Origin of the sequence: Enterobacter sp. GER_MD16_1505_Eko_090 (assembly GCF_003331015.1) — a bacterium.
GTDB lineage: Bacteria > Pseudomonadota > Gammaproteobacteria > Enterobacterales > Enterobacteriaceae > Enterobacter > Enterobacter roggenkampii.
Genome location: NZ_PUQF01000025.1, coordinates 22,485 through 48,058 on the forward strand (window position 1 = coordinate 22,485; position 25,574 = coordinate 48,058).

The following is a 25,574-nucleotide window of genomic DNA, read 5'->3' on the forward strand; positions in this document are numbered from 1 at the left end:
CGAACTCTTCCTGTATTAAAAGTTGGGGGCAAAATCTGTGGAAACGTTGAGGAACTGCTTCGCCAGGTCATCCTGGCTGATAAAGCCATACGAGACGGGTTTGACCGCCCCGCTTTTAGGGTCGGCCAGCATCAGCGCCGGGAAGTAACGAATACCCAGCCGGCTGGCCTGTCCACCGTCCATTCGGGTATCCGGCAGGAGTGGATTCACGATACCGTCCACGGAAACCGGAATGACGCTGAGGTGATACGTTTCGCGGAAGTTTTTAATGACCTGAACCAGCTGGCCGTCGATCGGGTCCTGTCCGCGGTAGAAGAACATCACGCCATAGTGCTGAGCCAGCGTTTCAATGGCGCGGCGCTGGTCGGCAAAGTCCGCCGCCAGCTGGTTGCGCACGGTACCGTTGTAGTGGCTGTGCTGCAGGTTGTAGTCCAGTTCGGGGTGCTCGAGCATGGCTTTTTTGGCGCTCATCGAGAACAGCCCGGCCTGCTGCGTCCAGTAGTTCTGCAGGCGGAAGTAGCGGGTAAAGTTCTCCACGCCCGGATACAGAATGGCCTCGTACATGGCGCGCTTCGTGGCCTGCTGAAGCGTGGCAAGCTTCTCCATGATGTCCGGCGAGGCCTGCTGAGGCTGTGTTGAAGAGGATTTGTCGTCCTCCGGCGTTCTGCGCGTTTCGTTGTACCACTGCCAGCCGGCATCTTTTCCTGTGGCGGTAAAAACGCTGCCAAGAAGCAGCAGCGCTAACGCTGTCTTTCTCTTTTTCACTGGAACCTTCCTTATCCCGAAGCAGGTCGGTTATCGTTTGAAAAGCGGGTTTAACAGCCACGCCAGCAGAACTCCCGCCACGAAAAGCACAACCATCAGCGCCATAAAAAACACATCGATGCGGGTTGTTTCATCAACGATATTCCCGCGCCAGTAAAGCACCGGTGAGGCGACAATCAGGCTGATGATAAGGCGTCCAGTAAATCCTTTAATTTTCATGATGGAGAGTCCTGAGTGAGTGATGAGTGGCTTACTGTTTGTTCTTCAGTTGCGCGGCGATTTCCTCGCGGACGCGCTTCGTCAGGGTGTCGTTATCCGGGATTTTCTTGTTCTTTTGCAGATCGTCGAAAAAGTTTGAGAAGTCGAGTTTGTCGAACTTGATTTGTTGCAACTCAGTCTGGGTGATGCCGCGACAGTCCGGGCTGCTGGCCTTGCCAAAGCCGATGTGAAGCTGACCGTTACGTCCCTGCTGCTGCACAATCTGGGCAAGCTTTGAGTCAAACTGACAGTAGCTGCGCTTCTTCTCGAGACAGACGCCGAGCACTTTTTTTGAACAGAACTCACCGATACTGACCGTGAGCTTATTCTCTTTGGCCTTGCCCAGCGCTTTCTCCTCGCTGCTGCACCTGGCAAGCCCGACGTCCTGGCCCCAGCCGCCGTCCTTACAGCAGCTGCTGAAGCCTGCCGCAAACTTCTTGCAGAACTTCGCGCTGCCGGTAAAGGCGCGTACGTTAACGCTGTTAATGGCTGCCACGTCCTTGCCCGCAGCGGCCAGCGCGGCGAGTGCCGAAACGACAGGTGCAAAATCGTTGTTTTTACCGTTCTGCGCCCGCTCACAGTCACCATCGAGACAGAAGGTGTCGCCGCCACATATCATCACCTGGCCGGAAGTACGTGTTTCACAGGAGTACGTCGCGTATTCATGCAGGCAGCCGCTGCCGTCTTCTGCCGTGAAGGCGCAGGTGCGTGAGGCAAGCGTACAGGCCGGATTGTTCATGTAGGTTTTGCAGGTGCCATTGTCAGCAGCCTGGGTCATATACGTGTCTTTGTACTTCCAGCAAGCCTGCGTGACCGGGTATGACACGCCGTCAACCACCACCGTTTTTGTGCTCCCCGGCTCAATACATTCCGTCTTTTTGAGCGTACCTTCGCTCTTGCTGAACGGGCAGGATTCGTTCCAGACCACGTCTGGTACCCATTTTTTGGCGGGAATTTCAATCTGGAGCGTAACGGTGAAGCTGTAGCGCATATTGCTGTGCTTCCAGATTGAATCTGTAGTGGGATTGTTTCTCCTGGTACGAATGGAAAACACCATCCCTGCGCCTTTCTTCAGCTGCATGCCGCTACTCAGCGCCAGGCTACCGGTATCGTTATCCATGGAAATCAACCCGAAAGGCGTGGTTACTCGCATAAACCAGTTAGGATTACTGAACGCCAGACGTTTATTCCAGGAATAGGTGGCTGTTGCAGCAACAACCTTCCCTGTCACCGGCGCAGTCCATGTTCCTGTGTATCCCGCTTCGGAGGAAGCAAACGAAATATTCTGAGACTGGATAACAATCTGTTTTGTTTCAGATGTATCTTCATAGTGGCCGGTAATGCTGGCCGTGCGCGTACAGGCCTGCTCAACCAGCAGGTCGCGCTCACAGGTATAGTTGGTGAACTCACTGCGGCTGATATTCTGCGCTTCGCACTGCGTCTGCCCCGTTTTGCCGATGATGGTATCAGCGCGGGACTGGACATCCTGGCTGGCCTTAATAAACGGCGCGTCGGGCGAAATGGGCTCCTTCGGGTTGTTAACAAACGAGTCGGTGACGGCTTTTGTAGCCTCATTAGTAGTCCAGCCCGTGGTACCGTCCGCTTTCAGCGCACCATCACCGGTCGCCGTCACACCGCCATAGTACTTTTTCTCACCGGGTGAGGCGGTATAGTTGGGGATAGACGCTGAGGGGTTAAAGTTTTTCAGGCTGCTCTCACCCTGCCCCTGTACCTGACGGGCAAAATCAGCCCCCGCCCTGTACTGCGCGTCAGCATCGGCAAATGCATTCACGCTTGCCATCGTGGTGGCAATGGCCAGCACCGACATCAGTATTGCTCTTTTCATCGGGCATCTCCTTTATTAAGCAGCTGTTGCGCCTCATCCCTGCACTCGCCCTTCCCCACCACCTTTTCCAGCGCCTGCTTCAGATGAAGATTGCCGCGAATCACGTCGTGGCCCGCCTCGCAGTACACCACCAGGGACGGCACGCTGGTGATCCCGTACTCACGAAAGCGGGTCGGGTCGATGGCGACGCCGCTGGCTGAGCCGTCCTGAACAAGCGCCATCACGGCGGTTGCCGTCGTTTTCATGTCGTTGTTGACCATACCCCGCAGGGTGGCGGGAATATCGTAGCGGCGGGCCTCGGTCAGCATGCGCTTAAGCCCCGCCTGCGGGATGGCAAAGGAGACGAAATACAGGGCACCGTGCGTGGGTTTATCCTGCTGGTCCTCGCGCTGGCGCTGTTTCAGCTCCCCGATAAAGCGGGCGTCGTCTGCTGAAAGAGGGTTCTGGCGCACCTGCTGCTCCAGCATCTGGCGCAGCGGCGCGTTGTCCTGCCCCCTCAGCTGCTGGCTGAAAGACTCCTGCTGACGAATAAACTCGCGGTTCGCCTCATCAGCCCCTGACGCCAGCGCAGTGCAACAGTATGCTGACAGCAGCAGCGCCGCCGTCAGACCGGACAGAGTTTTCATGGAAGTTTCCTTTTTCTCAGAGGAAGACGCAGTTGCGCTTGCGCCAGAGAAGATAGCCGTAGTTTTTCTTCGTGTTCGGCGGGTTACGCCCCGTTTCCCAGCGCATGACCGTTCGGCCGAAGGGATGGCACTGCGCCACGTCCGGATACATATTCACCATCTGATAGCGCCAGCGCGTTTTGGGAATAATGGGTGACGGATACTCGAAGCAGACCTTTTTATCCTCCCCGACGCTCTCCATTATCTGACCCTGACGGTGCAGCTTGAACGCCATGCGCTCGCTGACCAGAACGGAAGACTGCAGGGGGCTGGACTCATTGCTCACCCAGCCGTTAAAGGGATACATTGACCCCTGCGATCCGGCACACCAGAACAGCGCGTCAACCGACGTTTTTGCTGCACTGGCCACCGCGTCGGCCGCACATGCGCCCTGCGCGATGGGGTTGGCAAAAATGACCGCCTCCGGATTCAGAATGGAGGTCAGGGCGCTGTCCCCCCATGTCGGGTCGATTTCAGACAGGTATCCGATATCCAGATCGCCGCCCTGCAGACACCCGAGGGAGGTGATGATATTGAGCCAGTACGTCAGCGGATATTTGTACCAGTGCACGTGGTAGAACGCGCCATTGACCTGTTTGTCATCTTTTTTGGCGGCGCCCATCCCCATTTTCCCGAGATTAACGGTGAATCCGCCGAGGTTCACCATGCAGCCCGGAGAACGTGCCACATCGGTCATGGCCATCGGCTCCCAGTACCCTATTGCCAGGCCAACGCGCTGAAATACCGGCGGTGGCATGGGACAAAACTGTATCGGGCTACCGGGATTGGACGTGTCCGGTAAATCCCCGCCCGTGACTTTTGTGCTGCCGAGCGACAGGGGGAACATGCAGCGCCAGCAGATATCAGTGATCGGATTGACGAAGCGCCCTTCGCAGGCGGCGTCCGCCGCTGCCATGTGGCTGTTACCCCACAGAAGCAGCCCGAACAGAGAGACGGTCAGCATTTTCACCGGACACCTCCTGCATCATGCTGCGCCATATCGGGCGGAATGATTTCCACCTGCAGGCGCTTTCCGCTGGGTGCCGCCGTTACCCGCGCCGGCACCTGGCTTATGCCGAACCGGGCGGTCAGCACCCCGTTCTGGTCGAAGAAAATGCGGCTGTCGAGCTTCTCCGACGTCTGCGGAATGTTGCCCTGAACCAGAATGATGCGGGTGATCAGGGTGTCAGGCTTCTGTCGCTGTACCCACGCGAGCTGCTCCGCATCGTCGCCGTTGATAAACAGCAGGGTTTCGTTAAACGGCACCACATCAAGCGGATTAAAGACCTGCCCCGCCTGAGCAAACACGTTGCCCCTGTCGTCGGCAAGCGCCTTGTCCACCCGCACGCTCGGGTCAAACCAGCGCCGCTCGTAGCGCACCGCGCGGGTTATTCCCTCAACGGCAGGCGGGCGCTGGCTGTTGCGCACCACGCGCGCCTTAAACTCCGCCATCTTTTTGTCCATCTCGCCGGACTGCGCCAGCGTCTGCAGCCGGCTTTCGATAACGGTCAGCATATCCGGCTCCGCCACCGGCCAGAGATCGCCCCACGTCCCGAGGTCAGCGGCCGTCACGCTGCCGGTCAGCAGCGTCAGGCCCAGGGCAAGGGCGCGCATCACCCCCCCTCCTTCATCCGGCGGGCCACGTCAGTCTGGATTTCACGCGTGATATCCGGCGCCCCCTGCACCACGGCAGGTGCGACAAGGATGAGGGCACGATGGCGGACCTGCCAGTCCCTGAGGCTGGCCTCCAGTGACGCGTTAAAGCGGTCTGAAAGTGCTTTTGTCTGCGCCTCGTCCAGTGAACGGCGACCGGCGCTGTCAAAGAAGGCATCCACCGTGGATTTCATGTTGAAGGCCACAACCACAGGACGGTTAAGCTGGCAGACCAGCCAGCTGATGCCTGCGCCCGCAGCCAGCGTGCCGGCAATCAGCGCGGCGTTAATGAGTACGTGTTTTTTCATGAGATGGTCTTCCCTTCATGCTCGTGAAGCCAGCGCTCCAGCGCGGCCATTTCCGGCCCGGATTTTTTCCACGCCAGCTCCCAGACGGCTTCGTGAATACTCAGCCCTTCCCGGCGTCGCTGCTGCAGAAACTCAAAGTCCGGACCGTCCGAGGAGTACATTGCCCGGCTGAGCGGATCGACGAACAGGCGGTGCCAGGACGTCAGGTGCTCAACCGACAGCATAAAGCTGCTGAACCAGTTGTCCTTCGCGCTGCCAAAACCTTTAATCATGTCGCGCTGCAGCTGCGAATACTGGTCCGGGTACAGCTGGTTGTACTTGGCGAACTCTTTGGCGGACTGCTTGAGGATAATTTTGTAGGACGAGTTACCCCATGCCGCGCGGGCGGCGCTGGAGGCCGTTTCCGAGTCAAAATCGACGATGTTCTGCGTAATGGTGATGTACGAACCTGTATGGCGGCGGGCGGTACGGTAGCCCTTCTCGATAAACGCCCCGACCTTGTTGTTCTTGAAGTCCAGCAGGCGCCAGCCTTCGTCTATCACGTTGAGCTTCTTCAGGCTGCGCGGCGTGCGGTACATGCGGTTCTCAATGTAGAGAATGAGCGAGAACATCACCGCCACCAGGAGGGACGGCCTGTCCTCCAGTCCGCCGAGCTCAAGCACCACCATCCGGGCTTCGTCCTTCAGGGACGGTTCGTCGGAGTTGAAGTAGCTGCCGTACACCCCGTCGCGGGTGTACTGGGTCAGCAGTACCACCATCTCATCGAGGCGGCTGCGGATGGTTGGCGATCCGCTGTACTCCTCGCTGTCGCGGGCCATCATCAGGTAGTCCACCACGTCGTCAATGCGCGCCTGGTTTTTCTTCGTAAGCCAGGTGGCCTTCACCGCCTTGAGCAGCAGACCTTCGTGCACCTCGTCCAGGTTGCCGTTGGGGCTGGCCATCACGGACAGCTGGTCCCGCAGGCGTTCGGCCATCTCATCGATGGTATCGTCGGTGACGTTAGCGAACGGATTAAACTTCAGCGTCTCGCCGTCGAGGTAGACCCCGCCCATGTTCTCGCACAGGGACTTGTAGCCGTCGCCCATGTCGAACACCACGGCGAAGCCGCCGGAGTCGATAACGCTGCGTATCAGGGGCTGGATAAGCCCGGTTTTCCCCGCGCCGGAGGTGCCACACACCGCCATATTGAAGTTGGTGTTACCCATGCCGCGGCTGAACAGGTCGATAAACGCCAGCTGGTTGCGGTAGGTCGGTGCCAGCAGGCCGGAAGTGGCCAGCGGGCTGTCCGCCACCACCGGCATCAGATTGGCGACATTAAAGCTTTCGGCGCGCTGCAGCACGCCGGACTCACGCAGCTGCTTAAAGAGGCCGCCGCCCGCCATAAACGGCAGATTCACGAGAAAATTGCGCATATGGTTAAAGCGCGGGGAAATCAGCTCGAAGCCATTTTTACGGAAGCTGTTCAGTACGTCCTGCTCGACCTTCAGCGCAGTTTCCTGGTCATCGCGGCAGAAGAGGGTCACGTTCAGAAAATAGCTCACCAGCGAGGACTGCCCGGACGACAGGCGCTGGCGCAGATCGCCCCACTCTTTTGCCTCCTGCGCCACGCCCGGGAAGAACTTGGCGTAGCTGGTCTTGGACTTCTTCTCAAGATCCATGAACTTCAGGTTGGCCTCGTTCTGCGCCTTTACCTGGTCTTCCACGCTAAGGACCAGCGTCAGGATAAACGGGCACGAAACGGACAGTTCCGGGTTGAGAAGGTTGCTGTAGTTGTCGGCCATATTCCAGAGGAAGGCCAGCTCCGGATTTTTGGTCAGCTGGAAGTTCATGATGCGCGCGGTGCTGTTGCGACCGTTACCGCGCAGCCCCAGCGTCATGTAGTCGGCCTTCACCTTCAGGTCAAAGGTATCGTCCACGCACTGGTAGTTCAGATCCTTGAGCGGGTCCAGTTCCCGTTCGGTGGGATACAGCGCATCCGGGTTGTGGTTAATCATTTCGCCCGCAATGCGGATAAAGGCATCCGCATCCACGCTGCGGGTGGCTATCTGCGCCCCCTGCAGCGAGGCGCGGATGATTTTGACCTGGTTTTCCATCTCCATCACGCTGGCCTTACTTCCGCGCTTACGGGGGACGCAGCAGGAGATGTACACCCGGTAGTTACGCAGGGTCAGCGGCAGGTTGAGGTGATCGGGCAGCGGGAACCCTTCTTCTGCGGCCCTGAGATAGTAGGCGCGGGTGATGGCGTTGAACGTATCAGCCTTTTCCCCCGTCCATGAGAGCTCGCGCAGGCCATACTCGATATCCTGACCCACCAGATGGCTGGACACCAGGTGAACGGCCACCGGCACCTCGCGGGGCAGCTTGGTGCGCATCAGGTTTTCCAGCGACGAAACGATAGTTTCGTTGGCGCCGTTGATGGGCTGCGCCTCGAGCATAAAGCCCATCGTCTTTTCGTTCATGAAGAGGCCGGTTTCCGCATCGTAGTCGCGGTACGGCAGCACGCGGCTAAACTGCGGGAAGCGCATCTGCCCGAGGACATCGTTCGCCTCAGAGGACGCATCGGGCATCTTCAGGGCCGTCAGCAGCGAGTTGACCGTGCGGGTGACGGAGTCCAGCGGATTACTCATGATCCCCCTCCTTTTTATTGTCGGCCGTTTTGACCGCTTCCGTCGCAGGGGCCGGGCGGCTGGCGGGGATACCGTAGCGAAAACGCACTGAGCGCATCTGACCGTACAGGCAGAAATACGGACGGCATCCCATAAGCAGCGCCGCCCCTGAAAACACAATGGCCATCACAATCCACAGCAACTTAAACGCACTCAGCGCCCCGTCAACATGACCGGCATATCCTTTAGCATCGGTGACGACGCTGCCCCGGTCATGGCAGACGGCAGAGGGAGCGTCATGCAGCGTGAGGCCGGAGGACTTGTTCTGCGGAGCAGGCGGTATAAAGGGTTGTAAAGGTTCATCACGGCAGACCGCAATACGAAACTCGCCACTGCTGACGTTATGCGTGACGGCCATAATTTCCTGCGCCATCGCCTCTCCGGGCGTGGTGTTATCCATCCACAAAAGCATGGCAACCAGCAGCATCAGCGTGGCGGCAGGCCAGATAATCAGATAGTGAAAAGCCCAGGCAAGCCATCTAAGGCAATACAGCAGGACGGACAGAAGCTTAAGCATCATTCCCTTTACCTCCGGGATTCAGCGGAAACCAGACGCTGCAGTTGTGTCTGATAGCCTCCGCCAGCCTCTCCCCGTCCTCTCCGCTGTACAGCGCTTTAATCCGGCTGACGTCAGACTTCGCCAGGAAAACCCTCATCTGCTGTTTTGTTACGCTCATACCTGAGCCTGCTTTACCCAGGAACAGACAGTGCCCACGCTGCCGTTGCATTATGTGTTGAGAAATCCCAGCCTTCCCGTCAAGGGCGGGAGCGCTCTGCTGAGACGCTGAAAGCCAGAAGTCGCGCTCTGCGGCATTAACACAGATGACACGCATCCCCATCGCCTCGCAGCAGGCCGCTATATCGTTAAGGTGGCGGGTCTTACCCGGACCGCTGTTACTGTTGGTTGTCATGATGTTCGTCTCCTGGTTTTTTGCCATCGTTCTGAATGTCTTTGCGCAATTCACGCCAGTCGCGGAGTTGTCGTTCTGATAAAAAGGTCCGCATAACCTCAACGCTGATGGCTGTCTTACCGCTACCGGTTTTCCCCACGACCATCACATTGGTTTTTCTTCTTCCCATCGGTCACCTCAGATACTGTTTTTCTCGTATTTCCAGAACCCGCTGGCATTCCGTACAGGTACGTACGCCCGGGATGGCCTGCTGCCGCCTGAGGGGGATGCGATTGCCACAGCATTCGCACCGGTTGCGGCTTTTGCCCTGCAGGCAGGATCGCTGCCTCGCGGCCTGTATATGAAGCTGGTTCAGCAATTCGTCCTGCTCCTGCAGGAGATCGAGTTCGTCTGCCATCAACGCTCCCTGCTCACACTGTCCGGACACGCTACCGCCCATCCCTTTTTACGTTTCAGGGCACGCGTGATAACGACAGATTGTTAAAATGGGTGCCACACGCGGTGGCGGTTCAGGTTTCAGTTAACGCGTGGGGTTCCCCACGCTGAGGGTTTCACAACAAAAAACACCCGCGTCGGCTGGTGATAAACGTCCTGCGTATCGATATAGGGCGCGATCCACAGCCCGGCCGCCTTTTCACCGACGCGAAGCGGCCTCGGGTCCACGATGGACTCGCGCCCTGGCGGCGACACAGTAACCGGCGTGACCGTGGAGAGCGGCGCCCGTGAGGCTGAGTGCGGCTGCGGGCGGGGGAGAGTCGGTATACCCGTCAGAGGTGCATTCCTGGATGCGATGGCATGCACCGGTTCAGCCGGCAGCGTCAGGGGCTGCACGGACCGGGTCCGGAAATTACCCTCAGCCAGGCGCGGCAGCGATGTCGCACCCGGCTTTACCGCGCTGGCCTCCTCCAGTCGTTTGGCTTTCTCATTGGCCTGCTCGATGGTCATGCAGGTATCGGATGTCGTCGCGTTACACTCAAAATCGCTCGTTGTACCGGCACATCCCGACAGCGTCAGGAGACTGGCCAGTGTGAGCGCAACAGGCACTGTCTTGTTCATTTGCGGTTCCTTTACGTGGGGTTATTGTGAGTCGGCCTTCGGCATAAACTGGCTCTGGTTAAGCCTGCCCAGCTGGTTGAGCATCTGGTCGGTACTGAACCCGTTCATGCCGCCCTGCGGGACTGACGGCGGCGGAACCGGGCTGCGGTCGTCGCCCTCCGCTTTGCTTCTGTCATTCTCGTGCGCCAGCTCTTCAATGGTTTTCAGCTGAAAACCGTCCTGAAAGACAACGGTCACTTCGTTACCCGCCCCAATAGGAATGACGGGGTGGTACTGCTCTGCGCGTTTGATGTAGTAGTCGCTGAGGGTCTGGGCGGCTTTGGAGGCGCCTCCGCCAATCCCCATCTTCATCACGTCACCCGCGCCGAGTGATGCCGTGGCGCCGAGGCCGACCGAAGGCTGGGACGCGGTCTGCACGCCCTGACCGATGCCGTCAACAAATCCCGCGCCCCATGCCCAGCCGAGGATTTTGCCGTTTCGCATCACCACCTCGCCCTTGATGCCGTTTTTTCCCCGGAAGCTCACGTGCCCGGCAATGGGCTGGTCGATGGTGACGCCGTGCTTCAGGCAGCTGATGTTGCGGGTGCGTACGATGGCGCGTTCGCTGGACACGTCGCCCCAGGCTTCAAGCCCGATGAAGCAGCCGGTCAGGTCGTAGCTTTTGCTGTTGGGCATTTCCACCCTGCCCGTAATGCGCAGCTGCATCGGCACCGTGGACTCGTTACCGGTTACGGAGGCGTTGGCGTCAGCCCCCTCAATCAGCATCGATTTGGCGAAGCTGCCCGACGGGATGTACGGCAGGGACGGACCTTTACTCTCGTCGCTGTGGGCAAAAGACTGCCGGCGCAGCTGGTTGGGTACGGGGATGGGCTGGTACTGCACCTGCGCCGGCGGCGTGACGCCGTTACCAGGATAGAACGCGGTCGGCGGCGGGACGGCCCCCGTCTGCGGCGGGAAACCGGTCGGCTGCGGCTCACCTTCAGGCCCCGGCGCAGGCACTGGCGGCTGCGGGGCCGGCTCACCCGATGCGGTGACGGGTTTCGCCCCCAGCGCGCTGACCTGAGCGGAAAGCGCCGCATTATCCTGACTGAGTTTGTCAATCTGGTGCTGATAGCCTGCCTGCCCCTTGCTGAGCAGCTCAAGCTCGCGGCGCATTTCGGCATACTGCTTCTGCATCTCGGAGGCCGTAGCCTGCATCTCGGTCGTGGCATGCTGCTGCACCTTCTGGTCAAAGGTGCTGTCCACCACGCCGGTCATATCGGGCGCAGGCTCGCCGGCGGCTGCCGCATCGCTGCTGCCCTCGTAGCGTGCATCCGCCAGATACCAGCCGCCGCCGCCCACCACGCCCACGGTCGCCAGCACGATACCCAGCCAGATAAACTGCTTGCGCTTCACCACTGAATTAATGCTGGCCATCAGCCGCACCTCCGCTGCTGATAATGAAGACCTGCAGGGCGCCGCCCGCCATCAGCTGACGCGAGGCTTCACCAAACAGCACGCCGCGAATGCCGCTCTGCCAGAAGTCGCTTTCCGCGATGTTGCGGGCCATCCCGGTATTGTTGGTGACGCGATAGCGCACCACCTTAAGGTGATTACCCACCCAGACGCGCTCGGGGACTGCAGAAAGTCCGGCGGGAGCGTTGAGGGCTTCATGCGTAACGGGGATAGCCTGCCAGCCGGACGGAAGCTGCCCGCCCAGCAGATGCTGGCTCAGGGAAACCAGCGTGGCCTCGTAGGGGGAAGACTCTTCCCAGGTGCGCGCCGCTTCACCCGTACCGGACAGCTCGCTGACCAGCCGGATGGTTCGCCCCGCGCCCGCACGTGGCACGGCCTGTACCGAGAAGTTGAGGCCGCGTTCGGTTTCCAGAATGAACGTGAAAGGCTTTTTGTTGAGGGTGCTGACAATCACACCACCGCTTGCCGTCTGTTCCTGACGCGTCAGCTCACCGTCGAGGCTGGTCAGGGCCGTCACGCGGTCACCTGCGACTGTAAAAAGGTTCGGGTCGGTATTGCTGACCGCGATGCTGGCCTGTCCGCCGTTCGTCAACGGGACAATCGTGGCAGAAAGCGCAGCGGGTGCGGCGACCGTCTGACCGGAAGCGAGCATCAGCAACGCCAGCAGCGCACGGCGACTATTTTTGTTCATCGATGATTTCTCCGAAGTGACTGAGCCAGCTGATGCCGTCCTCGCGCTCGAACTTGAGAACGTACTGTTTCAGCTCGGGATACGGTTTCGAGTCGCCTATCCAGGTCTTCAACTGGCCGCGTACGTCCACGCGGCTGCTTGCCGGGTAAACCTTCACGCTGGTCATATAGAAAGACGAGTTAACGTTGTTGTCCTTAATGCGCTTCGCATCCTCAGCAAGCCGGATTTTCAGCTCGTTCTGCGCTGCGGGTTTGACATAGGACAGCAGCTGCTCATGAGAGGCATCAACGGTTTCCGGGGTAACATTGAGGCGAAGGGCGATAAGCGACAGGGCCATCTGTTGCAGGTAGGAGGCATCTGCCTGGTTCTGCGACACGGCAAACGGCGCGTTGAAAAGCATTGGCGTGACGATAGACTTCTGCTCATTCTGAAGGCGGTAGTTGTTGACGGCCTGAATAACATTGGTGGTGATGCTTCCCAGAATAACCACCCCCATGGCAATAAAGCCGATGGCAATAACCCGCTGTGTACTTAATCGTGCTCCGTGTTCCATCTGATTATTCCTGTCTATTTAATCCACTGGCGGTAGCATGAGTCGGGTACATCATGAAAAATCCCCCTCAGCAGTGAGGTCGGCATATACCAGTAGACCAGGTCCCGTAGCCATGAACTGCCCCGCCCTTTTTTGAGCTTTTTAATTCCGAGATAGGCCAGTACGGCAGCGATAATTCCGGGGATATAATGCTGGGTCCAGAATCCCCACCCCAGGCAGACAATCGCCGGAATAAGCTCATCCACAGGAAGGCCAAACCAGCGGCTCTGATTCGTCAGGGTTTCGGGAAAGCGATATTTTTTGAGAGATTCATCTGCCATATATGTTCCGTCTCCGGTACAGCTGGCAGTATGGAAATACCTGCCAGCCGGATTACAGGCAAAGCCCTCCCGTGAATGCTCGTGAAGGGCATTCAGAATTAAACCGGAATTTAATAGTCGGAAGTGGCTCTGAACGGCTGTCGCTGGATATCAGTATCCTGCGACAGACATACCTACCGTGACGAATACGGACAGGATCGCAAAGCCCGCCAGGAACTTGAGGTTCTTGGTCGTCATATACATCACGGCGCCCACCAGAACTTCGGCAAGAATAACCCACTTAACCACGCTGGAGTCTTTACCAAATGTTCCTTTAACGGTTGCATCGCCGCTGGACATCAGATCTTTACCCGCAGTCGAGGCAAGAACCGTATCAGGGAAAAACGCAGCAAGGGCTGCGACAGGCAGGGCAAACTTCAGCGCTTTGAGTAACGGGACTTTGCTGAATTTTTTCTTTGCAGGGGTCGCGGGTACAGCGTTAATAACAGACACATCAGTCATATTCATTAATCCTTTAATTACACCGGATAGATTTGTTGAAATAAAAATCCTAAGAAACTAATTTTGTGACTTGGGTTCAAGATTGTTTGGGATCACCTCCGCCATTTCAGAGTTATAGAAATCAGGGAATTTTTCCAGGTGGTCACGTAACCGAATCAGCGCTTCAGCTGATTTAGAACGACCACTTCTGTCCTTCGCCTTCAAAATAAGAAGATCGGTTTGTGGGTCAAGGTAGATCGACATAGTTACCGTTGGGCCACGAAGCCTGTGACGTCTAATCATGTTTTCCCTCTCAACATATTCCTGCGTCAGGATAGTGACACATTGAATACAATTTATTCAATACGCGAAAAATTCCACTATATTTTTTACATAAATTTAACATTCAAAACCTTAAGAACAACCATTCTCACCTTTCTGTATACGTCCATTCTCATGCAGTAGAATCTGAAGTCATCGTAATCAATAAAATATTTCGCAAGCTCACTCTTCACACTAGAAAGTCTGCTTGAAATTGCTTTTTCAGAGACACCTAAATATTGCGCCATCGTATGAAGTTGAAAACCAAGAATTGAAAAACATAACGTAATCATCTTTTTATTCGTCAACCCTGATATAAAAATATCAAAATCAAACTCATCATTTTTTATCCTATTCGAGGTATTGAATAAAGCTTGATAATCCGGGAAGTAATTAATAAACCATAAAGCATATAATTCTTTATTTACCATACGAATTTCAACACGTAACTGATAAAACTCACCATTCAAATTAAAAGTTCTACAAATAGCTGTATCAGGCCCCATAACAAAGGCCTCCAACTCAATTGTCGACAAATCAAGCTCAACTTCATCAGGATCAAAACTGACACCTGAAAAACACTTTGATAATGGGTGAAAGAAATCTAAATATGCATCATTTTTATATATGGGGTTTCTGGATTGATTCCGAATGCAAAAAGGCAAAGGTGAGTACTTATAGAGCGCATCAAAACGCTTCACAATATCATCTAATGATTGACTTGATTGGGAGAGATCTCTAGGATCGCGCGGGTGCATTGAAGCCTCCTCTGAAGGTTTCTGTGTATAGTCGGTACACCCGGGGGTCTAGCCCGGTGTACCGGCGACCCGCCAAACTGAATGGCGAGCATCAAATTTTACTTATGTCTGCATAAAATATATCAATTACTGACGCCAAAGTCACTCAAAAACAGCAGATCTAAATCCTATTTATCAAACATTTTCAGCTAATTATCTTGAGACTCTTCCTCCTGGGGGAAGAATTTTTCAACAATCTGTTGCACATCTTCACGTATACACGTAACCATATCCCTGAAATCAAATTTTTCATTTCCTGCGAGATGCGGACTCAGCGACTCCATCGCCAGGAGCTTGCTGACTATAAATTGAGTTTTCATTACATTTTCAAGAATAGTTTTATTATAGAGCGCCTGATTAAAGGAAGACTCTTTTCTTTCCATTTGCGCTTCATAGACCCGAAGACCAAGTTCGACCAGCATTGATGCAATGCTCGAAAAACTTACATCTTTATCTCTCGCTCCTTCAGCGCGACGTTTTTCAGCGATTACTCTTATTTTCTCTGACACTTCATCGCTTACATAGACCTGAACTCTGGCCATAATTTTCTCCTTATTTATAGTTCCAAAACTTCTGTACCTCAGAATATTTTGAAAAGCTAAAAATGCACGACTCGGCACAAACTCCCTGCCAGAAAACAGACGACTTGCATGCCGACACACACTGTAAAAATTCACGACTCGAATATAGACTCGCCGTAGTCATAACTCAATGGATTTATTAAAAATAGTCACAAATGACTCTGAGTAGAGTTTTTACCGAGTCGAATAGAACTCGCTACCGAGTCGTTTACACACATTAAAATAAATTATTTCACATTACTTTTTCACTAACTGCATGATTTGAATACCCAATCAGCAAAACTTTAATTTTGCGTGGGGTGTGGAGCTTTTGGTGGTGAGGAGTGCATATTAGTTGAGTCTGGGCATGGGATGGGTTAACGTATTTCCGGCATGGTGCCCGGAGGGAAGAAATGAAACGGATTGCTCTTACGTTTTTAATGTTGGCTTTTTCTGGAATGTTGAACGCTGCTGATTGTTTTGATCTGGCAGGAAGGGATTATCATATAGATCCGGATCTGCTTCGGGCAATCTCCTGGAATGAATCGAACTTCCGCACATACGTAAAAGGCTACAATCCTGTTTCGGGTTTTGGCTCCGGACTTATGCAGGTGGACTCCCAGCACTTTAACGAACTGGCTCGTTATGGAATAAAACCGGAGCATCTTCTTTCCGATCCGTGTATGAATATCTACACCGGGGCTTACTATCTTGCAATTGCATTCAAAAAGTGGGGAGTCAGCTGGCAGGCCGTGGGCGCTTATAATGCAGGTTTCAGGAAAACAGAAGAACAGGCGCAGAGAAGATATGTCTATGCCAGAAAAATTGAGGCAACATATCGGGCTATAAAGAATAATAAAAATGCAGCGCAGACTCTTGCAAAACAGTAAAAAGACCTCAACAGGAGGTCTTTTTATTCATCCAGTATTTATGTCGTCAATCAATAGCCCGATAAATTAAATCTGCTTCAGGGTGTTTTATGATACTGATGTAGTCTTTCAGTGCATCCTGACGAGCGACGAGGTGTTTACAGACTTTCGAATATTCAGGCCCCATATCTGCAACCTGCCAGGACAACCAGTTCATGATCATCAGGGTCGCAATAATTCCGGCAGCATCGGCACTGACCTCTGCTTCAAAGTAATTACCGGGAATAACCATGTTATAGCGCTGTTCACCTTCCGGTGCGATATATCCGGTTTGCGTCGTGGTGAATCTGACACAGTTCGGAGCAATGTTTCCTCCGGTGCCCTGCGGAATAATCCAGTAATTCCAGAAACCGCCATCATAATCTGAATGCTGACGTAACCAGCTGGCAATCATGTTATCAGCAGAAGGCGTAAAAAAGAGCGCAGGAATAAAATCCAGACGTTCATCACCATCTGTAACAGAGTAGCGCTGGCGTTCATCGATCTTAAATTGTTCGGCTGATTCACGAGTGGCGGTTTTGACGTTTAATGTGTGCATTCTGGTTTTCTCCTCATTGGGTTATTACATCGTTCGACTTCATCACTGAGCGGCGAAGGGCAATGAGCAGCTGACAGTAAGGAAATAAAGGGGCGCGCAGCGTTTATATACCCCTTTATTTCCTTACTGGCTGATGCTAAAAGCAGCCCTCCGCGAACTGATGAAATCGGGCGATAGTCACACCAGGAGAATGCACACATCCCGTAACGGAAAATCGGCGTAAGACGAATTACCGTTACGGGCTTCAGAGTGGGGGTAATTTATTACCGCCACGGTGAAAGCGGCGCATCCATTCGGGATGCAGCAAGCGTGAATTTGAATTTACGTCAGGATGGACGCCCGAAGGGCGGAGACGGTTTACCGGCTCCGTTCACGACAGCCGTGTCCCTTCAGGGACGACGCCCGGAAAAGAAAGGATAATATCCATATCCGCGGCAGAATAATAAAGACCATCGCCAGCAGGAGAATGAGGAATATTAACCACCTGACCAAAAGACAGGAACTTCAGACTACCACGCGCCGGAATAATGCAGGCAGCGCGTCAGCGCAGCCTGCTTATTCTGCGCCGCAGGCGCGCGGCCTTTGATGCCACGAAAGGCAGGACACTCCCCTGCCCTTCTGGATAGCTATGCAGCGTCATTTATACAGCGCAAAAATTCGCGCATGGCACTGATACGGCGCTGATCGTCCAGCCGCTTACCAAAGTTGTTGATGTAGTACACAGGCGTATACCGCACCCTGTTTAACTTCATCGTCAGCGTATTGCCCGTGACCACCTCGGCAGGAATACCCAGCAGGGAAAGCTGAATAAACGCCATATCGGCCGCAACAGAATCAATATCGATGCAGCTTCCGAACATATGTTCAGACGGGTTATAGCCCGCCTCCAGCAGATATTCCGCATACGCCACAATCATTCCCGCCGCACCGCTTGCCGGATCGCTGACGGTAACGAATCCCTCACGGCGTATCGTTTCGTCGACGTCCGGCATCAGCAGCCTCGCCAGCAGTGACTGGACGTGATACGGCGTGAAATACTGTCCGTTGCGGTCGTCGCCAAGCTCAAGCTCCATGAAGATCGCGCCGAGGAAGTCGTGGAATTTGGCCTCCAGTGCGCAGACCATCAGGCAGAAAAGCGTATGCAGGTTGCTGATATCACTCTCGCTGTACTTCGCGCAGATTTTGCGGCTCTGCTCAATATTCTCTGGCGTTCTTATCCGCGCCATATCCAGCTCGCTGGCGGCCAGCGTGATAAAGTCGCTGAACACCTCCCAGCGGCGCAGGCTGCGGGCGGTATCCCTGAACACGCTGATAAACTGGCGGCGGGCCTGGTCGATTGTCATCATCCGGTGCAGTATCGGCTGCGCATTCACGGTGGGCAATACGGGTTTAGCGGGTGTTAAGGGTGCGGCTTCTCTCGCCTGATCAAAGAAGCTGGCAAAACTGAGTTGAGACATATTTCCTCCTTAAATGCCGCCCCGTAAGGAGCGGCTCAGTTATCAGTTAAATGCCCGCTTCAGTTCGAGCGTGCGTAACACCTGCCCCCACTCACTCCCGCGCATGGCAGGAATACGAACGGCGCGCCCCTTCTTCCGGCAGTGCGCTATGTGACGGCCCAGCGCCCGCATTTCGGCGCTGATGTCGTCACGGTCGATATCACTGCGTTTAATACGCACCTGTTTTTTTACGGGTGCGTTTTCCGCCTCAAGCATCTGGACATACAGGGCGGTCGGTGTAACAATCGAAACTTCACTGAATTGCATTGGTTTGTTCCTTTTGGTGAAGGCCGGATTAATCGTTGCAAGCGGGTAAATCCGGCGGGATATGGCAGACGAAAGTCTGCCTTTTTCATTTCTGGCGCTGCACTCCCTCCTTAACGCGTGCCAGAATCTCCGCGTGGTCAAGGTTGCTGTAGTCGCGCATCCGGTAATAACGGATACCGATCCGCGCGTAGATTTCGGTCACATTGCCGCAGACCATTTCCGCCAGCATGAAGGTTTCACACTCGCCGTTCTGACTGCTGCGCCAGTTCATCGGGTACATCAGCCCCAGCGCATCATGGAAGGCGTGTACGTCGATTTCGACGGACGCGGTCAGATATGACTTTTCGCGGCTCAGCCAGTACGCGCGTTCGGCCTCACTGGTCGCATAAATACCCGCTTCAGCGCAGGATTCGGTCAGATTTAAGTGCATGGTTTATCTCCTTCTGGTTAATGGCGTTGATATTTCGCCGTGGTGGTTATTCGTCGAACGTGATGCCGGAAAAATGCGCCATCAGGTGCAGCATGTCGGCAATCTCGTCGACTTTCTGCTGAATGGCTGGCGTGGCTTTCAGGATGCGCGTGACAGCGGTTCTGAGTTCGCCCATATAGCGGTTTGCAGACTCGCCCAGCGCCGTTTTGTCCGTATTGCTCTGGTACTTCATCAGGGCTTTACTGACGTGGTTTTGCAGGGTATCAAGTTCGCTGAGCGCGCTTTTCTCCCATGCGTCAAAGCTGAACGTACTGTTCGTGTTGCTGTTGCTCATAATGTTTCTCCGGTGTGACTGGCGGCATCCCCTGCCGCCAGCCGGTTAAGTAATCAGTAATCCGCCGCCAGCTCGATCATCAGGTCAGCACATTCACCATCGGCACGTTCTTCTTCCGCAGTCGTCAGCATGTAACCCCGTTTCGCTGCCGCCCCCATAAACGCCGGACGGTCTTTCAGTGGCAGTTCTGCCAGGTAATGCATAGCCATACCCAGCAGACGGGACTCATAAATCTCGTAGTGCAGGCCACATCCCCGGTTAGCCTGTATTTCCATACGGGCCAGCACCACGTCCGCGCGAATAACATCGAACGGGTTACGGGAATGGATATTGCGCACAAAGCCATCAGTACGCAGGGACGAGGTTTTCACCCATCTTTCGGAAGATTCTTTGGTGGCGGTTTTGACGTTGACGTTCTGTGTGTTCATCCTGCTTTTCCTCCTGTCTGGTGGTTTATCCATCTCTCGGTGAGTTCCCTGGCGGCAAAGGGCAAAGGAGCAACGGCGGGGCGGCAGGAGAAGGGCGGAGACTAAAGTTTTTGCGGTCCCTCGCAAAAAGTTTTGGCGGAGTGCATTTCACCCTTCGGATGACGACACGACGGTGCTACGACAAGCCCTCCGCCCGGGGACTTAACGGGAGAGGGCTCGCCAGAGGTACGGGGAGAGGATGAACACACCCGACACGGCGGAACGACGTGGCGTCACCTGAGTGCCGGCGGCTTTATCGCCGGCATGGTGAAAGCGGCGTGACCGGAACGGTCACTGCGAGCCGGTGTTGACGTTGCGACAGTGGGATGGAAGCCCGTCAGGGCGGAGACGGTTTACCGGCTCCGTTTACGACAGCCCCGGTTCCCGTCAGGGAGGTCGCCCGCAGTCATGGCCAGTGACCCCGTCAGACAGCAGGCAAATTTGAAAAGATGATACAGACAACTGCCACCATAATTCGCAGCGTTCGTTCTTCAGAGGTGATTCACAGCAGGAAATTACAAAGCGTGAGGACCATATAAAAGAGCAGTTATACCGCAGGCATAACCGCTCTTTTTACTTTCCTGCCCTCACGCTGGCGTATAGTTTGTTACCTTCGCCTCCAGTACACCCAGCCACTGACCAGAAGCAGAACACCGCTCAGCACCGCCAATTTCATCGGGGTTATGATCTCCCCAGAATTCCAGCTTGTATCCGATACCCCAGATAAAAAACGCCAGACCTGAAGCCACAATTCCCCACTTAAGGAGAAACAAGAGCACGTTGTCCAGCATACCTGGCGGATCGCGCCAGGTGATAACCAGCGCAATCAGGGCACAGATTGCCACCCCGGCATAGTACGCCGTGCTTCCGAACATCTCCGGCGCCGCGTAATGTATGACCAGCGTAAACAGGCCATTTAACAGCGCGACCAGTATCCAGTATCTCATCTCTAAATTATCCCTTTTAAGCACCCTGCCGACCGTATTCTGGCAGGATATGATATCAGACTCAGTGAGGCGACTTTCCCCGAAAATAATCCGGTCGCACCGTCAGTTCCCGCTCAATGAGTTCATCTGCAAACAGGGGCGCGATCCTGTTAACACGACGCGCCAGATTCCGTCGCCGCGTGGCCGCCTTTCGCTCATCGCTCCAGCGCCTGATCGGCCGTTCATACAGAAAATCAACGCAGACAGCATATCCGGCTCCTGCCACCCACAGTGACATCACGGACTCAGGGGCTGGCTTCCCGGCCTCCACCACTTCTGACGCCAGTTCAGGTTCACCGGGACAGGGACCGGGACGCTTCCAGCGCAGCGAGTAACGCCACTTCATACCTGACTCCGCGCTGTCAGCTTGTTGGGTACCATCCAGCGCTCCAGCTGCCGGACAGATCCCGGACTTTCCCTTGCCAGCGCATTCGTTTCAGCCATCACCGTCCAGAAAGGCTGACTCTCCATCGTCCAGCGCTCCATTGGCTCCAGTGACGGGAAACGCTCGCTCCAGCGCCAGAACATCTCTTCCAGGTCGTACTGGCGCAGTTCAGTCCCCGACCAGCGTGCGCTCCAGCTGCTGACCGTTTCAGGCGTATGGAATGCCAGCTCAATCTCCGCCTGCCCCGCCAGCGCCTGGTACGCCTGCTCACGCTGGCACCGTTCTTTGTGACGCTGTCGGGTGTATTTTTCATCCCGCAGGGCGTCCTGACAGCGAACCCGCTCGGTCTGCTGAAAGGCCACCTCCGGAAAGAGGCGCTGACCCGCACCAACGGGAAGCGGCAGCCAGCAACGCGTCCCGCGACTTTCAATCAGCGCATCGATGGCACTGAGCCAGCTGTCCCTGCTGCCCCGCAGCTCCCGCGCCGTCAGCACCGGCGCAAAATGATGGATTTCCCTGATAGTGATGCGCGTGCTGCCCGTGAGCCGCCGGAAAAAGGCGCTGGCATACGGATACATCGTGGACACCGCGCCGCGCGACCGCCGGCGTTCAACCTCCGCGATGGCCTCCATCGCGGCGCGTCGCTCAGGGCTGAAGGGAACCAGTGACAGGTTTGCAGGTATCATGCCGCGCCCTCCGCTGCCAGAATACTGATGATGCTGGCCTGACTGTATCCGTCCGCATCGAGACGCGCCGTCAGGCTGACGGTGTGGCTGACAAGCTCCGGCTGGTAGCCGCTCAGGGTACGAATGACGGAGAACGGGCGACCGCTGGCGGGCACGAACACCACCATCCACGCCGGACTGATGGCACCAGGACTGCACACCGCAATATGGTAATTGCCGTGCGAGGGGGTAAAGCGTATCTGTACGGGGAAGAAGCCGCCGAACTCGCTGCGGTACTCGCCGTTCACATCCCAGTTTTCAGGGCAGGACAGGTCACGCATGACGGCGTGGGTCAGTTCGCGGCGGAAGTCTTCGCCGCTGTCCCGCCAGTCCTCAAACTCATCACAGGACATCGTTTTCAGTACATCGGGGGTCAGAATAGTGCGCATGGGTATCTCCTTATCGCCGCCCCGCAGGGCGGCGCTCCGTTATCAGGCGGCGTGTGCCGTGTTGGTGGTGTCGTTGTCAGGGCTGTCGGTATCTGAAGCCGCGTCGTCTGCACCGGATTCACCCGCTGACTCCGGTCCTTTGAGCCATGCCGGAACCCAGCGGGTGTGCTGCATAAAGTGCTCCGCATGCGCTGCAGCATCGCCCTTCTTCATCTTCTCCGCGTCACCCGCCGCGCCCGTCAGCCCCGCCTCTTTCAGGGAGGCGACAATCTGCGGATGTTTCAGGCTGCCGAAGTAGTTGTCCTTCGTCGGCTGCCACCAGTCGCGCAGGTGGAAGCCGATTGCCGCCTCGACCGCATCGAGGGTACTGCGCGAGGTGTGCCCCATATCGCGGGTCTGCACCCCGTCAACGGAACAGGCCGTGCAGAAGGCCATCAGCGACATCAACACCCCGCCGTCAAGGGCAAAGAAGGTGGTGAAGTCCTTCTCCCACCCTTCCGGCAGCAGGGCTTTCAGCCTTGCCCGTTCGGTCATCAGGATGTTAAACGCTGCGCCATCCTTACCGGACGGGGCGTTCTCCGTCAGGCTGCCGTGAGATACAGTGAGGCTGATACGGAACGGATGCGTCGTGGTCAGGCAGCCCGAGAAGACGCAGGTACACATGCGCCAGACCATCAGCGCCACCGCCTTTTCGGGCTGCTGCATCAGCGCCGCCTGGACTGCCAGCGTACGTTCGGAGGTCATTTTCGTGAGCAGCGGAACACTGATCCCCTCTGCGGCGTCGGGCTGGCGTGAGGTGAATGGCACCGTTACGCTGCTGGTTACGGTTTCTTCAGGCATATCCGCTTTCAGGCGCACACCGCGCTGCACGTACACCTGCCCTTCGTACAGGCTGACCATCACTCCCGCGCCTGACTTCATGTCGTCAGTCCACGCGCTGGCTTCTGCCGCCGCCTGAATGGCGAGGATGTCCGCTTCGATCGCATCTGACTCGTCGCAAACGCTGTCATATGTATCGTACTGCTCCCGCAGCGCACCAAGACGCTGCTGCTGCTCAGGGGTGTACACCGGATCGGGTTCAGCAGGCTGCACGAACTCCTTACCGTCTTCGCCGTGGTACCAGATGCGGGCTGCGCGTCCGCGACTCCATGCCCAGCCCTCCCGCTGCTGAATGTCCTGCGCGATACGCTCCAGCTTTTCCTGCACCAGACGCTCAACCAGCACGCTGTCAGCCGTACCGTCGCCCTCGTCCTGGCTGAACAGATCTTCACGGATGTAACCCCCTGCCGCCTCGTAGGCATCGCGCCCGATAAAACGAAATTTGGCGTTGTCGGTGCGCATCTCGGTTTCGGTAATAGCGCGTTTAATCAGGTGTGCGGGCGCGTTTGACCAGCTGGCCTTCACGTTTTCGAATACCTCGACCTGACGGGCAGGATCGTCCTCGAGACAGAGCGCCTGACACTGCTCAACGGTCAGTTCGTCCTGTGCAAGCTTCTCCATCAGGGAGGGGGCGAGGTTTGCCAGCTTCAGCATGCGCTGCACGTGACGGGAGCCGAAGCCGAGCGCGTCGCCAATCTGCGCGGGGGTTTTGCCCTGCCCTGCCAGCGTACGGAAACCTGCAATCTGCTCGGCGGGATGCATGGCGGCGCGCTGCTCGTTCTCGGCGACGGAGGCAAGGGCGGCAATGTCGTCGGAAACACGCTTCACCATAACGGTATGGTCAGCAGCGAGACGCCCTTCCTGCGCCAGCAGTTGCAGGGCAGTTAATCGGCGGCCACCTGCGGCCACGCCGGATTGTCCGTCCGCGAGGGTGTGAACAATAAGGTTCTGCAGCAGTCCGAGCGTCTCGATGGAGTCGGCCAGACCGCGAACGCTGTCCACGGAATAGGGGATGGAGCGCACGTTCAGCGGGGATTTAACGAGATCGGACAGCGGAACGTACTCGACCGCAGCGGCCTCAAGGGCGATCTTCAGGGCAGCCTCCTGTGCCTTCGTAATTTTTTTGCTGCTCGCTTTTTTGGGTGCTTTTGCTTTAACATCGGTTACTGACATAGTTGATACCTCACTGATTGATGATTGTCCGGCCCTGCGGAGTTACCGCTCCGGCAGGGCACCTTCTTATTTACTGCTGTTTACGAATACCGTAACGTTCGATGTAACGGTTGAGCCATTTCCCGGCATCCGCTTCAAAATTCCACGCGCGCCAGACCATTACGCCGTTCTGACGAACGACCAGACGAAAATGTGTACCCTGATCGTCCTCAATTGCCACGTTGGTGTACTGCGCCGCAACGACCTCAGCCTGTTCGCGGGTAAAGGTGTCGTCGGGTAAAACCGCCAGCGCCTCGCTCATGTTGCCCCTCCTTCTGAACCTGTTTTGCTTTTAAAAAACCATCACCCATTGAGTTGCCGGGGCCGCGGTTTTGACGTTTTGCGGGGACCTGCTGAACGCCCCCGCTGGTTGTTACCTTCACCCGTTTGAGAGCCGTTCGCCGCAGGGGCGTAAACCAGCGCGGGCGATGGCGGATGTCCGGGGCGCGGTTTACCGCGTGCCATTTACCCTGGACAGCTGACAGCGGCTGTGCTTGTCTCAGCCCCGGCGAAAGGACTCAAAAGGGTGAAAAAACCAGGCAAGGAATGAGCAGGAACCCGCCGCAACGACGGAAAGCGCGGGCGCGAAACGGCGTTGCCCCTTACAGCCCGGCGGCCGTTGATTTTCGCCGGGGTGCAGGGAGCGCAGGCCACGGCGCGACAGAGGCGGCGCATCCTGATAAGGATGCTGCAAGCCCTGGTGTTGCGTCATGGGATGGAAGCCCGAAGGGCGGAGACGGTTTACCGGCTCCGTTCACGACAGCCCGCCCGGACGCCCGCAATGAAAACGGGAACGGGCAGAAAACAGAAAACGGGAGGATAAGAATGGATTACATGCGGCTAAAATGATGGCTGACGATCATCCAGCTTGATGCCAGCCGGGAACATCAGGAGCGAAAATGCTTTTCTTTTCTGTACTGCACAACGCTATACCAGGCCGAAGCCAGGAAAGCAAAAACGGTGATCAGCATCTTAATTCGTCCCCCGGTTCCTTCCCCTTCAGCATCAAAATTATGATGATGCCGGCAACGATAATCCATGCAACGCCACTCCAGAGACGCAGTTTATCCGCCGCGACATTAATCAGGATAAAAGCAACGGCCAAGATTCCCCCCCATAGAGCCGGTACAGGCTGAAACGGAATAAACAACAGGTTAATACCGGTTAAAAGAGTCACGGCCGCAAACATCAGAGACATACGCATAAAATTTCCTCCCTGGACACACTGACTA

The 25,574-nt window shown here is 56.1% G+C and carries 34 protein-coding genes and 2 pseudogenes; 2 read left to right on the top strand and 34 right to left on the bottom strand.

The genetic code is table 11. The features are described from left to right. Positions 1 to 15: 15 nt before the first annotated feature. From traF to traM, 21 genes are all read right to left on the bottom strand, one after another. Positions 16 to 765 (bottom strand): type-F conjugative transfer system pilin assembly protein TraF, encoded by a 750-nt coding sequence (gene traF, locus C6A40_RS22020; RefSeq protein WP_008324127.1) that lies wholly within the window; start codon positions 763 to 765, stop codon positions 16 to 18. Between the two features lie 30 nt (positions 766 to 795). After that, positions 796 to 984, bottom strand: a complete 189-nt coding sequence (gene trbE, locus C6A40_RS22025; RefSeq protein WP_008324128.1) for a conjugal transfer protein TrbE — start codon at positions 982 to 984, stop codon at positions 796 to 798. 31 nt (positions 985 to 1,015) lie between these two features. Continuing rightward, positions 1,016 to 2,869 carry a type-F conjugative transfer system mating-pair stabilization protein TraN gene (gene traN, locus C6A40_RS22030; RefSeq protein ID WP_022652255.1) on the bottom strand — a complete coding sequence of 618 codons (1,854 nt, stop codon included), beginning with the start codon at positions 2,867 to 2,869 and terminating at the stop codon, positions 1,016 to 1,018. Beyond that, positions 2,866 to 3,495: a type-F conjugative transfer system pilin assembly protein TrbC gene (gene trbC, locus C6A40_RS22035; RefSeq protein WP_008324130.1), complete on the bottom strand. Its 630-nt coding sequence runs from the start codon at positions 3,493 to 3,495 to the stop codon at positions 2,866 to 2,868. Before trbC ends, traN begins: the two co-directional genes overlap by 4 nt. A 16-nt stretch (positions 3,496 to 3,511) precedes the next feature. Next, entirely contained in the window at positions 3,512 to 4,498 is a 987-nt protein-coding gene (gene traU / locus C6A40_RS22040; protein WP_032160671.1) for a conjugal transfer pilus assembly protein TraU, read from the bottom strand. A gap of 2 nt (positions 4,499 to 4,500) precedes the next feature. Continuing rightward, positions 4,501 to 5,148, bottom strand: a complete 648-nt coding sequence (gene traW, locus C6A40_RS22045; RefSeq protein WP_008324132.1) for a type-F conjugative transfer system protein TraW — start codon at positions 5,146 to 5,148, stop codon at positions 4,501 to 4,503. Beyond that, positions 5,148 to 5,495: a type-F conjugative transfer system protein TrbI gene (trbI, locus tag C6A40_RS22050; protein WP_008324133.1), complete on the bottom strand. Its 348-nt coding sequence runs from the start codon at positions 5,493 to 5,495 to the stop codon at positions 5,148 to 5,150. Before trbI ends, traW begins: the two co-directional genes overlap by 1 nt. Continuing rightward, positions 5,492 to 8,122, bottom strand: a complete 2,631-nt coding sequence (gene traC / locus C6A40_RS22055; RefSeq protein WP_008324134.1) for a type IV secretion system protein TraC — start codon at positions 8,120 to 8,122, stop codon at positions 5,492 to 5,494. Before traC ends, trbI begins: the two co-directional genes overlap by 4 nt. Next, positions 8,115 to 8,681 (bottom strand): conjugal transfer pilus-stabilizing protein TraP, encoded by a 567-nt coding sequence (gene traP, locus C6A40_RS22060; protein ID WP_008324135.1) that lies wholly within the window; start codon positions 8,679 to 8,681, stop codon positions 8,115 to 8,117. The genes traC and traP overlap by 8 nt, the downstream gene beginning before the upstream one ends. Continuing rightward, a complete protein-coding gene (locus C6A40_RS22065; RefSeq protein WP_008324137.1) occupies positions 8,671 to 9,072 on the bottom strand; it encodes a hypothetical protein in 402 nt (133 codons plus the stop codon). Before C6A40_RS22065 ends, traP begins: the two co-directional genes overlap by 11 nt. Further along, positions 9,056 to 9,241: a hypothetical protein gene (locus tag C6A40_RS22070; protein ID WP_008324139.1), complete on the bottom strand. Its 186-nt coding sequence runs from the start codon at positions 9,239 to 9,241 to the stop codon at positions 9,056 to 9,058. The genes C6A40_RS22065 and C6A40_RS22070 overlap by 17 nt, the downstream gene beginning before the upstream one ends. A gap of 3 nt (positions 9,242 to 9,244) precedes the next feature. Further along, positions 9,245 to 9,469: a TraR/DksA C4-type zinc finger protein gene (locus tag C6A40_RS22075; RefSeq protein WP_008324141.1), complete on the bottom strand. Its 225-nt coding sequence runs from the start codon at positions 9,467 to 9,469 to the stop codon at positions 9,245 to 9,247. 119 nt (positions 9,470 to 9,588) lie between these two features. Further along, complete coding sequence (traV, locus tag C6A40_RS22080) at positions 9,589 to 10,128, bottom strand: type IV conjugative transfer system lipoprotein TraV (protein ID WP_008324154.1); 540 nt, start codon at positions 10,126 to 10,128, stop codon at positions 9,589 to 9,591. Between the two features lie 21 nt (positions 10,129 to 10,149). Then, positions 10,150 to 11,544 carry an F-type conjugal transfer pilus assembly protein TraB gene (traB, locus tag C6A40_RS22085; protein ID WP_008324156.1) on the bottom strand — a complete coding sequence of 465 codons (1,395 nt, stop codon included), beginning with the start codon at positions 11,542 to 11,544 and terminating at the stop codon, positions 10,150 to 10,152. Further along, complete coding sequence (gene traK / locus C6A40_RS22090) at positions 11,531 to 12,274, bottom strand: type-F conjugative transfer system secretin TraK (protein ID WP_008324157.1); 744 nt, start codon at positions 12,272 to 12,274, stop codon at positions 11,531 to 11,533. Before traK ends, traB begins: the two co-directional genes overlap by 14 nt. Next, complete coding sequence (gene traE / locus C6A40_RS22095) at positions 12,261 to 12,827, bottom strand: type IV conjugative transfer system protein TraE (protein WP_008324158.1); 567 nt, start codon at positions 12,825 to 12,827, stop codon at positions 12,261 to 12,263. The genes traK and traE overlap by 14 nt, the downstream gene beginning before the upstream one ends. A 14-nt stretch (positions 12,828 to 12,841) precedes the next feature. Next, positions 12,842 to 13,147, bottom strand: coding sequence for a type IV conjugative transfer system protein TraL (gene traL, locus C6A40_RS22100; RefSeq protein ID WP_008324160.1), 306 nt, complete (start codon positions 13,145 to 13,147; stop codon positions 12,842 to 12,844). Between the two features lie 150 nt (positions 13,148 to 13,297). Next, a complete protein-coding gene (traA, locus tag C6A40_RS22105) occupies positions 13,298 to 13,648 on the bottom strand; it encodes a type IV conjugative transfer system pilin TraA (protein ID WP_008324162.1) in 351 nt (116 codons plus the stop codon). 57 nt (positions 13,649 to 13,705) lie between these two features. Next, on the bottom strand, positions 13,706 to 13,930 hold the full coding sequence (locus C6A40_RS22110) for a TraY domain-containing protein (RefSeq protein WP_008324165.1): 225 nt from the start codon (positions 13,928 to 13,930) through the stop codon (positions 13,706 to 13,708). Positions 13,931 to 14,016: 86 nt separating this feature from the next. Continuing rightward, entirely contained in the window at positions 14,017 to 14,706 is a 690-nt protein-coding gene (locus C6A40_RS22115) for a hypothetical protein (protein ID WP_008324166.1), read from the bottom strand. Between the two features lie 188 nt (positions 14,707 to 14,894). After that, positions 14,895 to 15,287 (bottom strand): conjugal transfer relaxosome DNA-binding protein TraM, encoded by a 393-nt coding sequence (gene traM, locus C6A40_RS22120; protein ID WP_008324167.1) that lies wholly within the window; start codon positions 15,285 to 15,287, stop codon positions 14,895 to 14,897. 431 nt (positions 15,288 to 15,718) lie between these two features. Here traM and C6A40_RS22125 point away from each other — a divergent pair, with 431 nt between their 5' ends. Continuing rightward, a complete protein-coding gene (locus C6A40_RS22125) occupies positions 15,719 to 16,195 on the top strand; it encodes a transglycosylase SLT domain-containing protein (RefSeq protein WP_008324168.1) in 477 nt (158 codons plus the stop codon). Between the two features lie 46 nt (positions 16,196 to 16,241). Here C6A40_RS22125 and C6A40_RS22130 read toward each other — a convergent pair whose 3' ends face one another. From C6A40_RS22130 to C6A40_RS22185, 12 genes are all read right to left on the bottom strand, one after another. Beyond that, positions 16,242 to 16,772 (bottom strand): antirestriction protein, encoded by a 531-nt coding sequence (locus tag C6A40_RS22130; RefSeq protein ID WP_008324170.1) that lies wholly within the window; start codon positions 16,770 to 16,772, stop codon positions 16,242 to 16,244. Between the two features lie 626 nt (positions 16,773 to 17,398). Beyond that, positions 17,399 to 18,229 (bottom strand): N-6 DNA methylase, encoded by an 831-nt coding sequence (locus C6A40_RS22135; RefSeq protein ID WP_008324171.1) that lies wholly within the window; start codon positions 18,227 to 18,229, stop codon positions 17,399 to 17,401. 42 nt (positions 18,230 to 18,271) lie between these two features. Then, complete coding sequence (locus C6A40_RS22140) at positions 18,272 to 18,535, bottom strand: hypothetical protein (RefSeq protein ID WP_008324174.1); 264 nt, start codon at positions 18,533 to 18,535, stop codon at positions 18,272 to 18,274. Positions 18,536 to 18,620: 85 nt separating this feature from the next. Further along, positions 18,621 to 18,965 (bottom strand): hypothetical protein, encoded by a 345-nt coding sequence (locus tag C6A40_RS22145; protein WP_008324177.1) that lies wholly within the window; start codon positions 18,963 to 18,965, stop codon positions 18,621 to 18,623. 46 nt (positions 18,966 to 19,011) lie between these two features. Continuing rightward, positions 19,012 to 19,299, bottom strand: coding sequence for a hypothetical protein (locus C6A40_RS22150; RefSeq protein WP_008324178.1), 288 nt, complete (start codon positions 19,297 to 19,299; stop codon positions 19,012 to 19,014). Between the two features lie 53 nt (positions 19,300 to 19,352). Continuing rightward, positions 19,353 to 19,727: a hypothetical protein gene (locus tag C6A40_RS22155; RefSeq protein WP_008324180.1), complete on the bottom strand. Its 375-nt coding sequence runs from the start codon at positions 19,725 to 19,727 to the stop codon at positions 19,353 to 19,355. A gap of 626 nt (positions 19,728 to 20,353) precedes the next feature. Further along, positions 20,354 to 20,713 (bottom strand): hypothetical protein, encoded by a 360-nt coding sequence (locus C6A40_RS22160; RefSeq protein WP_008324181.1) that lies wholly within the window; start codon positions 20,711 to 20,713, stop codon positions 20,354 to 20,356. 61 nt (positions 20,714 to 20,774) lie between these two features. Then, positions 20,775 to 21,098, bottom strand: a complete 324-nt coding sequence (locus tag C6A40_RS22165; RefSeq protein ID WP_008324183.1) for a hypothetical protein — start codon at positions 21,096 to 21,098, stop codon at positions 20,775 to 20,777. Next, complete coding sequence (locus C6A40_RS22170) at positions 21,095 to 21,823, bottom strand: plasmid SOS inhibition protein A (protein WP_008324185.1); 729 nt, start codon at positions 21,821 to 21,823, stop codon at positions 21,095 to 21,097. The genes C6A40_RS22165 and C6A40_RS22170 overlap by 4 nt, the downstream gene beginning before the upstream one ends. Then, positions 21,820 to 22,251, bottom strand: coding sequence for a conjugation system SOS inhibitor PsiB (gene psiB / locus C6A40_RS22175; protein ID WP_008324186.1), 432 nt, complete (start codon positions 22,249 to 22,251; stop codon positions 21,820 to 21,822). Before psiB ends, C6A40_RS22170 begins: the two co-directional genes overlap by 4 nt. Before the next feature lie 42 nt (positions 22,252 to 22,293). Continuing rightward, positions 22,294 to 24,303 (bottom strand): ParB/RepB/Spo0J family partition protein, encoded by a 2,010-nt coding sequence (locus C6A40_RS22180; protein WP_008324188.1) that lies wholly within the window; start codon positions 24,301 to 24,303, stop codon positions 22,294 to 22,296. A gap of 70 nt (positions 24,304 to 24,373) precedes the next feature. Continuing rightward, on the bottom strand, positions 24,374 to 24,604 hold the full coding sequence (locus tag C6A40_RS22185; RefSeq protein WP_008324190.1) for a DUF905 domain-containing protein: 231 nt from the start codon (positions 24,602 to 24,604) through the stop codon (positions 24,374 to 24,376). A gap of 284 nt (positions 24,605 to 24,888) precedes the next feature. Between C6A40_RS22185 and C6A40_RS25650 the strand changes: the two are divergent. Continuing rightward, positions 24,889 to 25,112, top strand: a pseudogene (locus C6A40_RS25650) (hypothetical protein); the annotation flags it as partial. Positions 25,113 to 25,229: 117 nt separating this feature from the next. On the opposite strand, the pseudogene C6A40_RS22195 reads toward C6A40_RS25650, so the two are convergent. Next, positions 25,230 to 25,546, bottom strand: a pseudogene (locus C6A40_RS22195) (hypothetical protein). Positions 25,547 to 25,574 lie beyond the last annotated feature (28 nt).

Coding starts and splice junctions, on each gene's coding strand:
- trbI (WP_008324133.1), bottom strand. CDS start 5,495: ATGAAAAAACACGTACTCATTAACGCCGCGCTGATTGCCGGCACGCTG.
- C6A40_RS22165 (WP_008324183.1), bottom strand. CDS start 21,098: ATGAAGTGGCGTTACTCGCTGCGCTGGAAGCGTCCCGGTCCCTGTCCC.
- traM (WP_008324167.1), bottom strand. CDS start 15,287: ATGGCCAGAGTTCAGGTCTATGTAAGCGATGAAGTGTCAGAGAAAATA.
- traA (WP_008324162.1), bottom strand. CDS start 13,648: ATGACTGATGTGTCTGTTATTAACGCTGTACCCGCGACCCCTGCAAAG.
- C6A40_RS22180 (WP_008324188.1), bottom strand. CDS start 24,303: ATGTCAGTAACCGATGTTAAAGCAAAAGCACCCAAAAAAGCGAGCAGC.
- trbE (WP_008324128.1), bottom strand. CDS start 984: ATGAAAATTAAAGGATTTACTGGACGCCTTATCATCAGCCTGATTGTC.
- traU (WP_032160671.1), bottom strand. CDS start 4,498: ATGCTGACCGTCTCTCTGTTCGGGCTGCTTCTGTGGGGTAACAGCCAC.
- C6A40_RS22135 (WP_008324171.1), bottom strand. CDS start 18,229: ATGTCTCAACTCAGTTTTGCCAGCTTCTTTGATCAGGCGAGAGAAGCC.
- C6A40_RS22125 (WP_008324168.1), top strand. CDS start 15,719: ATGAAACGGATTGCTCTTACGTTTTTAATGTTGGCTTTTTCTGGAATG.
- traP (WP_008324135.1), bottom strand. CDS start 8,681: ATGATGCTTAAGCTTCTGTCCGTCCTGCTGTATTGCCTTAGATGGCTT.
- traV (WP_008324154.1), bottom strand. CDS start 10,128: ATGAACAAGACAGTGCCTGTTGCGCTCACACTGGCCAGTCTCCTGACG.
- C6A40_RS22070 (WP_008324139.1), bottom strand. CDS start 9,241: ATGGGAAGAAGAAAAACCAATGTGATGGTCGTGGGGAAAACCGGTAGC.
- C6A40_RS22145 (WP_008324177.1), bottom strand. CDS start 18,965: ATGCACTTAAATCTGACCGAATCCTGCGCTGAAGCGGGTATTTATGCG.
- C6A40_RS22155 (WP_008324180.1), bottom strand. CDS start 19,727: ATGAACACACAGAACGTCAACGTCAAAACCGCCACCAAAGAATCTTCC.
- traL (WP_008324160.1), bottom strand. CDS start 13,147: ATGGCAGATGAATCTCTCAAAAAATATCGCTTTCCCGAAACCCTGACG.
- traN (WP_022652255.1), bottom strand. CDS start 2,869: ATGAAAAGAGCAATACTGATGTCGGTGCTGGCCATTGCCACCACGATG.
- C6A40_RS22115 (WP_008324166.1), bottom strand. CDS start 14,706: ATGCACCCGCGCGATCCTAGAGATCTCTCCCAATCAAGTCAATCATTA.
- traB (WP_008324156.1), bottom strand. CDS start 11,544: ATGGCCAGCATTAATTCAGTGGTGAAGCGCAAGCAGTTTATCTGGCTG.
- psiB (WP_008324186.1), bottom strand. CDS start 22,251: ATGCGCACTATTCTGACCCCCGATGTACTGAAAACGATGTCCTGTGAT.
- traW (WP_008324132.1), bottom strand. CDS start 5,148: ATGCGCGCCCTTGCCCTGGGCCTGACGCTGCTGACCGGCAGCGTGACG.
- C6A40_RS22140 (WP_008324174.1), bottom strand. CDS start 18,535: ATGCAATTCAGTGAAGTTTCGATTGTTACACCGACCGCCCTGTATGTC.
- C6A40_RS22065 (WP_008324137.1), bottom strand. CDS start 9,072: ATGACAACCAACAGTAACAGCGGTCCGGGTAAGACCCGCCACCTTAAC.
- trbC (WP_008324130.1), bottom strand. CDS start 3,495: ATGAAAACTCTGTCCGGTCTGACGGCGGCGCTGCTGCTGTCAGCATAC.
- traC (WP_008324134.1), bottom strand. CDS start 8,122: ATGAGTAATCCGCTGGACTCCGTCACCCGCACGGTCAACTCGCTGCTG.
- C6A40_RS22160 (WP_008324181.1), bottom strand. CDS start 20,713: ATGAGATACTGGATACTGGTCGCGCTGTTAAATGGCCTGTTTACGCTG.
- C6A40_RS22110 (WP_008324165.1), bottom strand. CDS start 13,930: ATGATTAGACGTCACAGGCTTCGTGGCCCAACGGTAACTATGTCGATC.
- C6A40_RS22130 (WP_008324170.1), bottom strand. CDS start 16,772: ATGCACACATTAAACGTCAAAACCGCCACTCGTGAATCAGCCGAACAA.
- C6A40_RS22170 (WP_008324185.1), bottom strand. CDS start 21,823: ATGATACCTGCAAACCTGTCACTGGTTCCCTTCAGCCCTGAGCGACGC.
- C6A40_RS22075 (WP_008324141.1), bottom strand. CDS start 9,469: ATGGCAGACGAACTCGATCTCCTGCAGGAGCAGGACGAATTGCTGAAC.
- C6A40_RS22150 (WP_008324178.1), bottom strand. CDS start 19,299: ATGAGCAACAGCAACACGAACAGTACGTTCAGCTTTGACGCATGGGAG.
- traK (WP_008324157.1), bottom strand. CDS start 12,274: ATGAACAAAAATAGTCGCCGTGCGCTGCTGGCGTTGCTGATGCTCGCT.
- traE (WP_008324158.1), bottom strand. CDS start 12,827: ATGGAACACGGAGCACGATTAAGTACACAGCGGGTTATTGCCATCGGC.
- C6A40_RS22185 (WP_008324190.1), bottom strand. CDS start 24,604: ATGAGCGAGGCGCTGGCGGTTTTACCCGACGACACCTTTACCCGCGAA.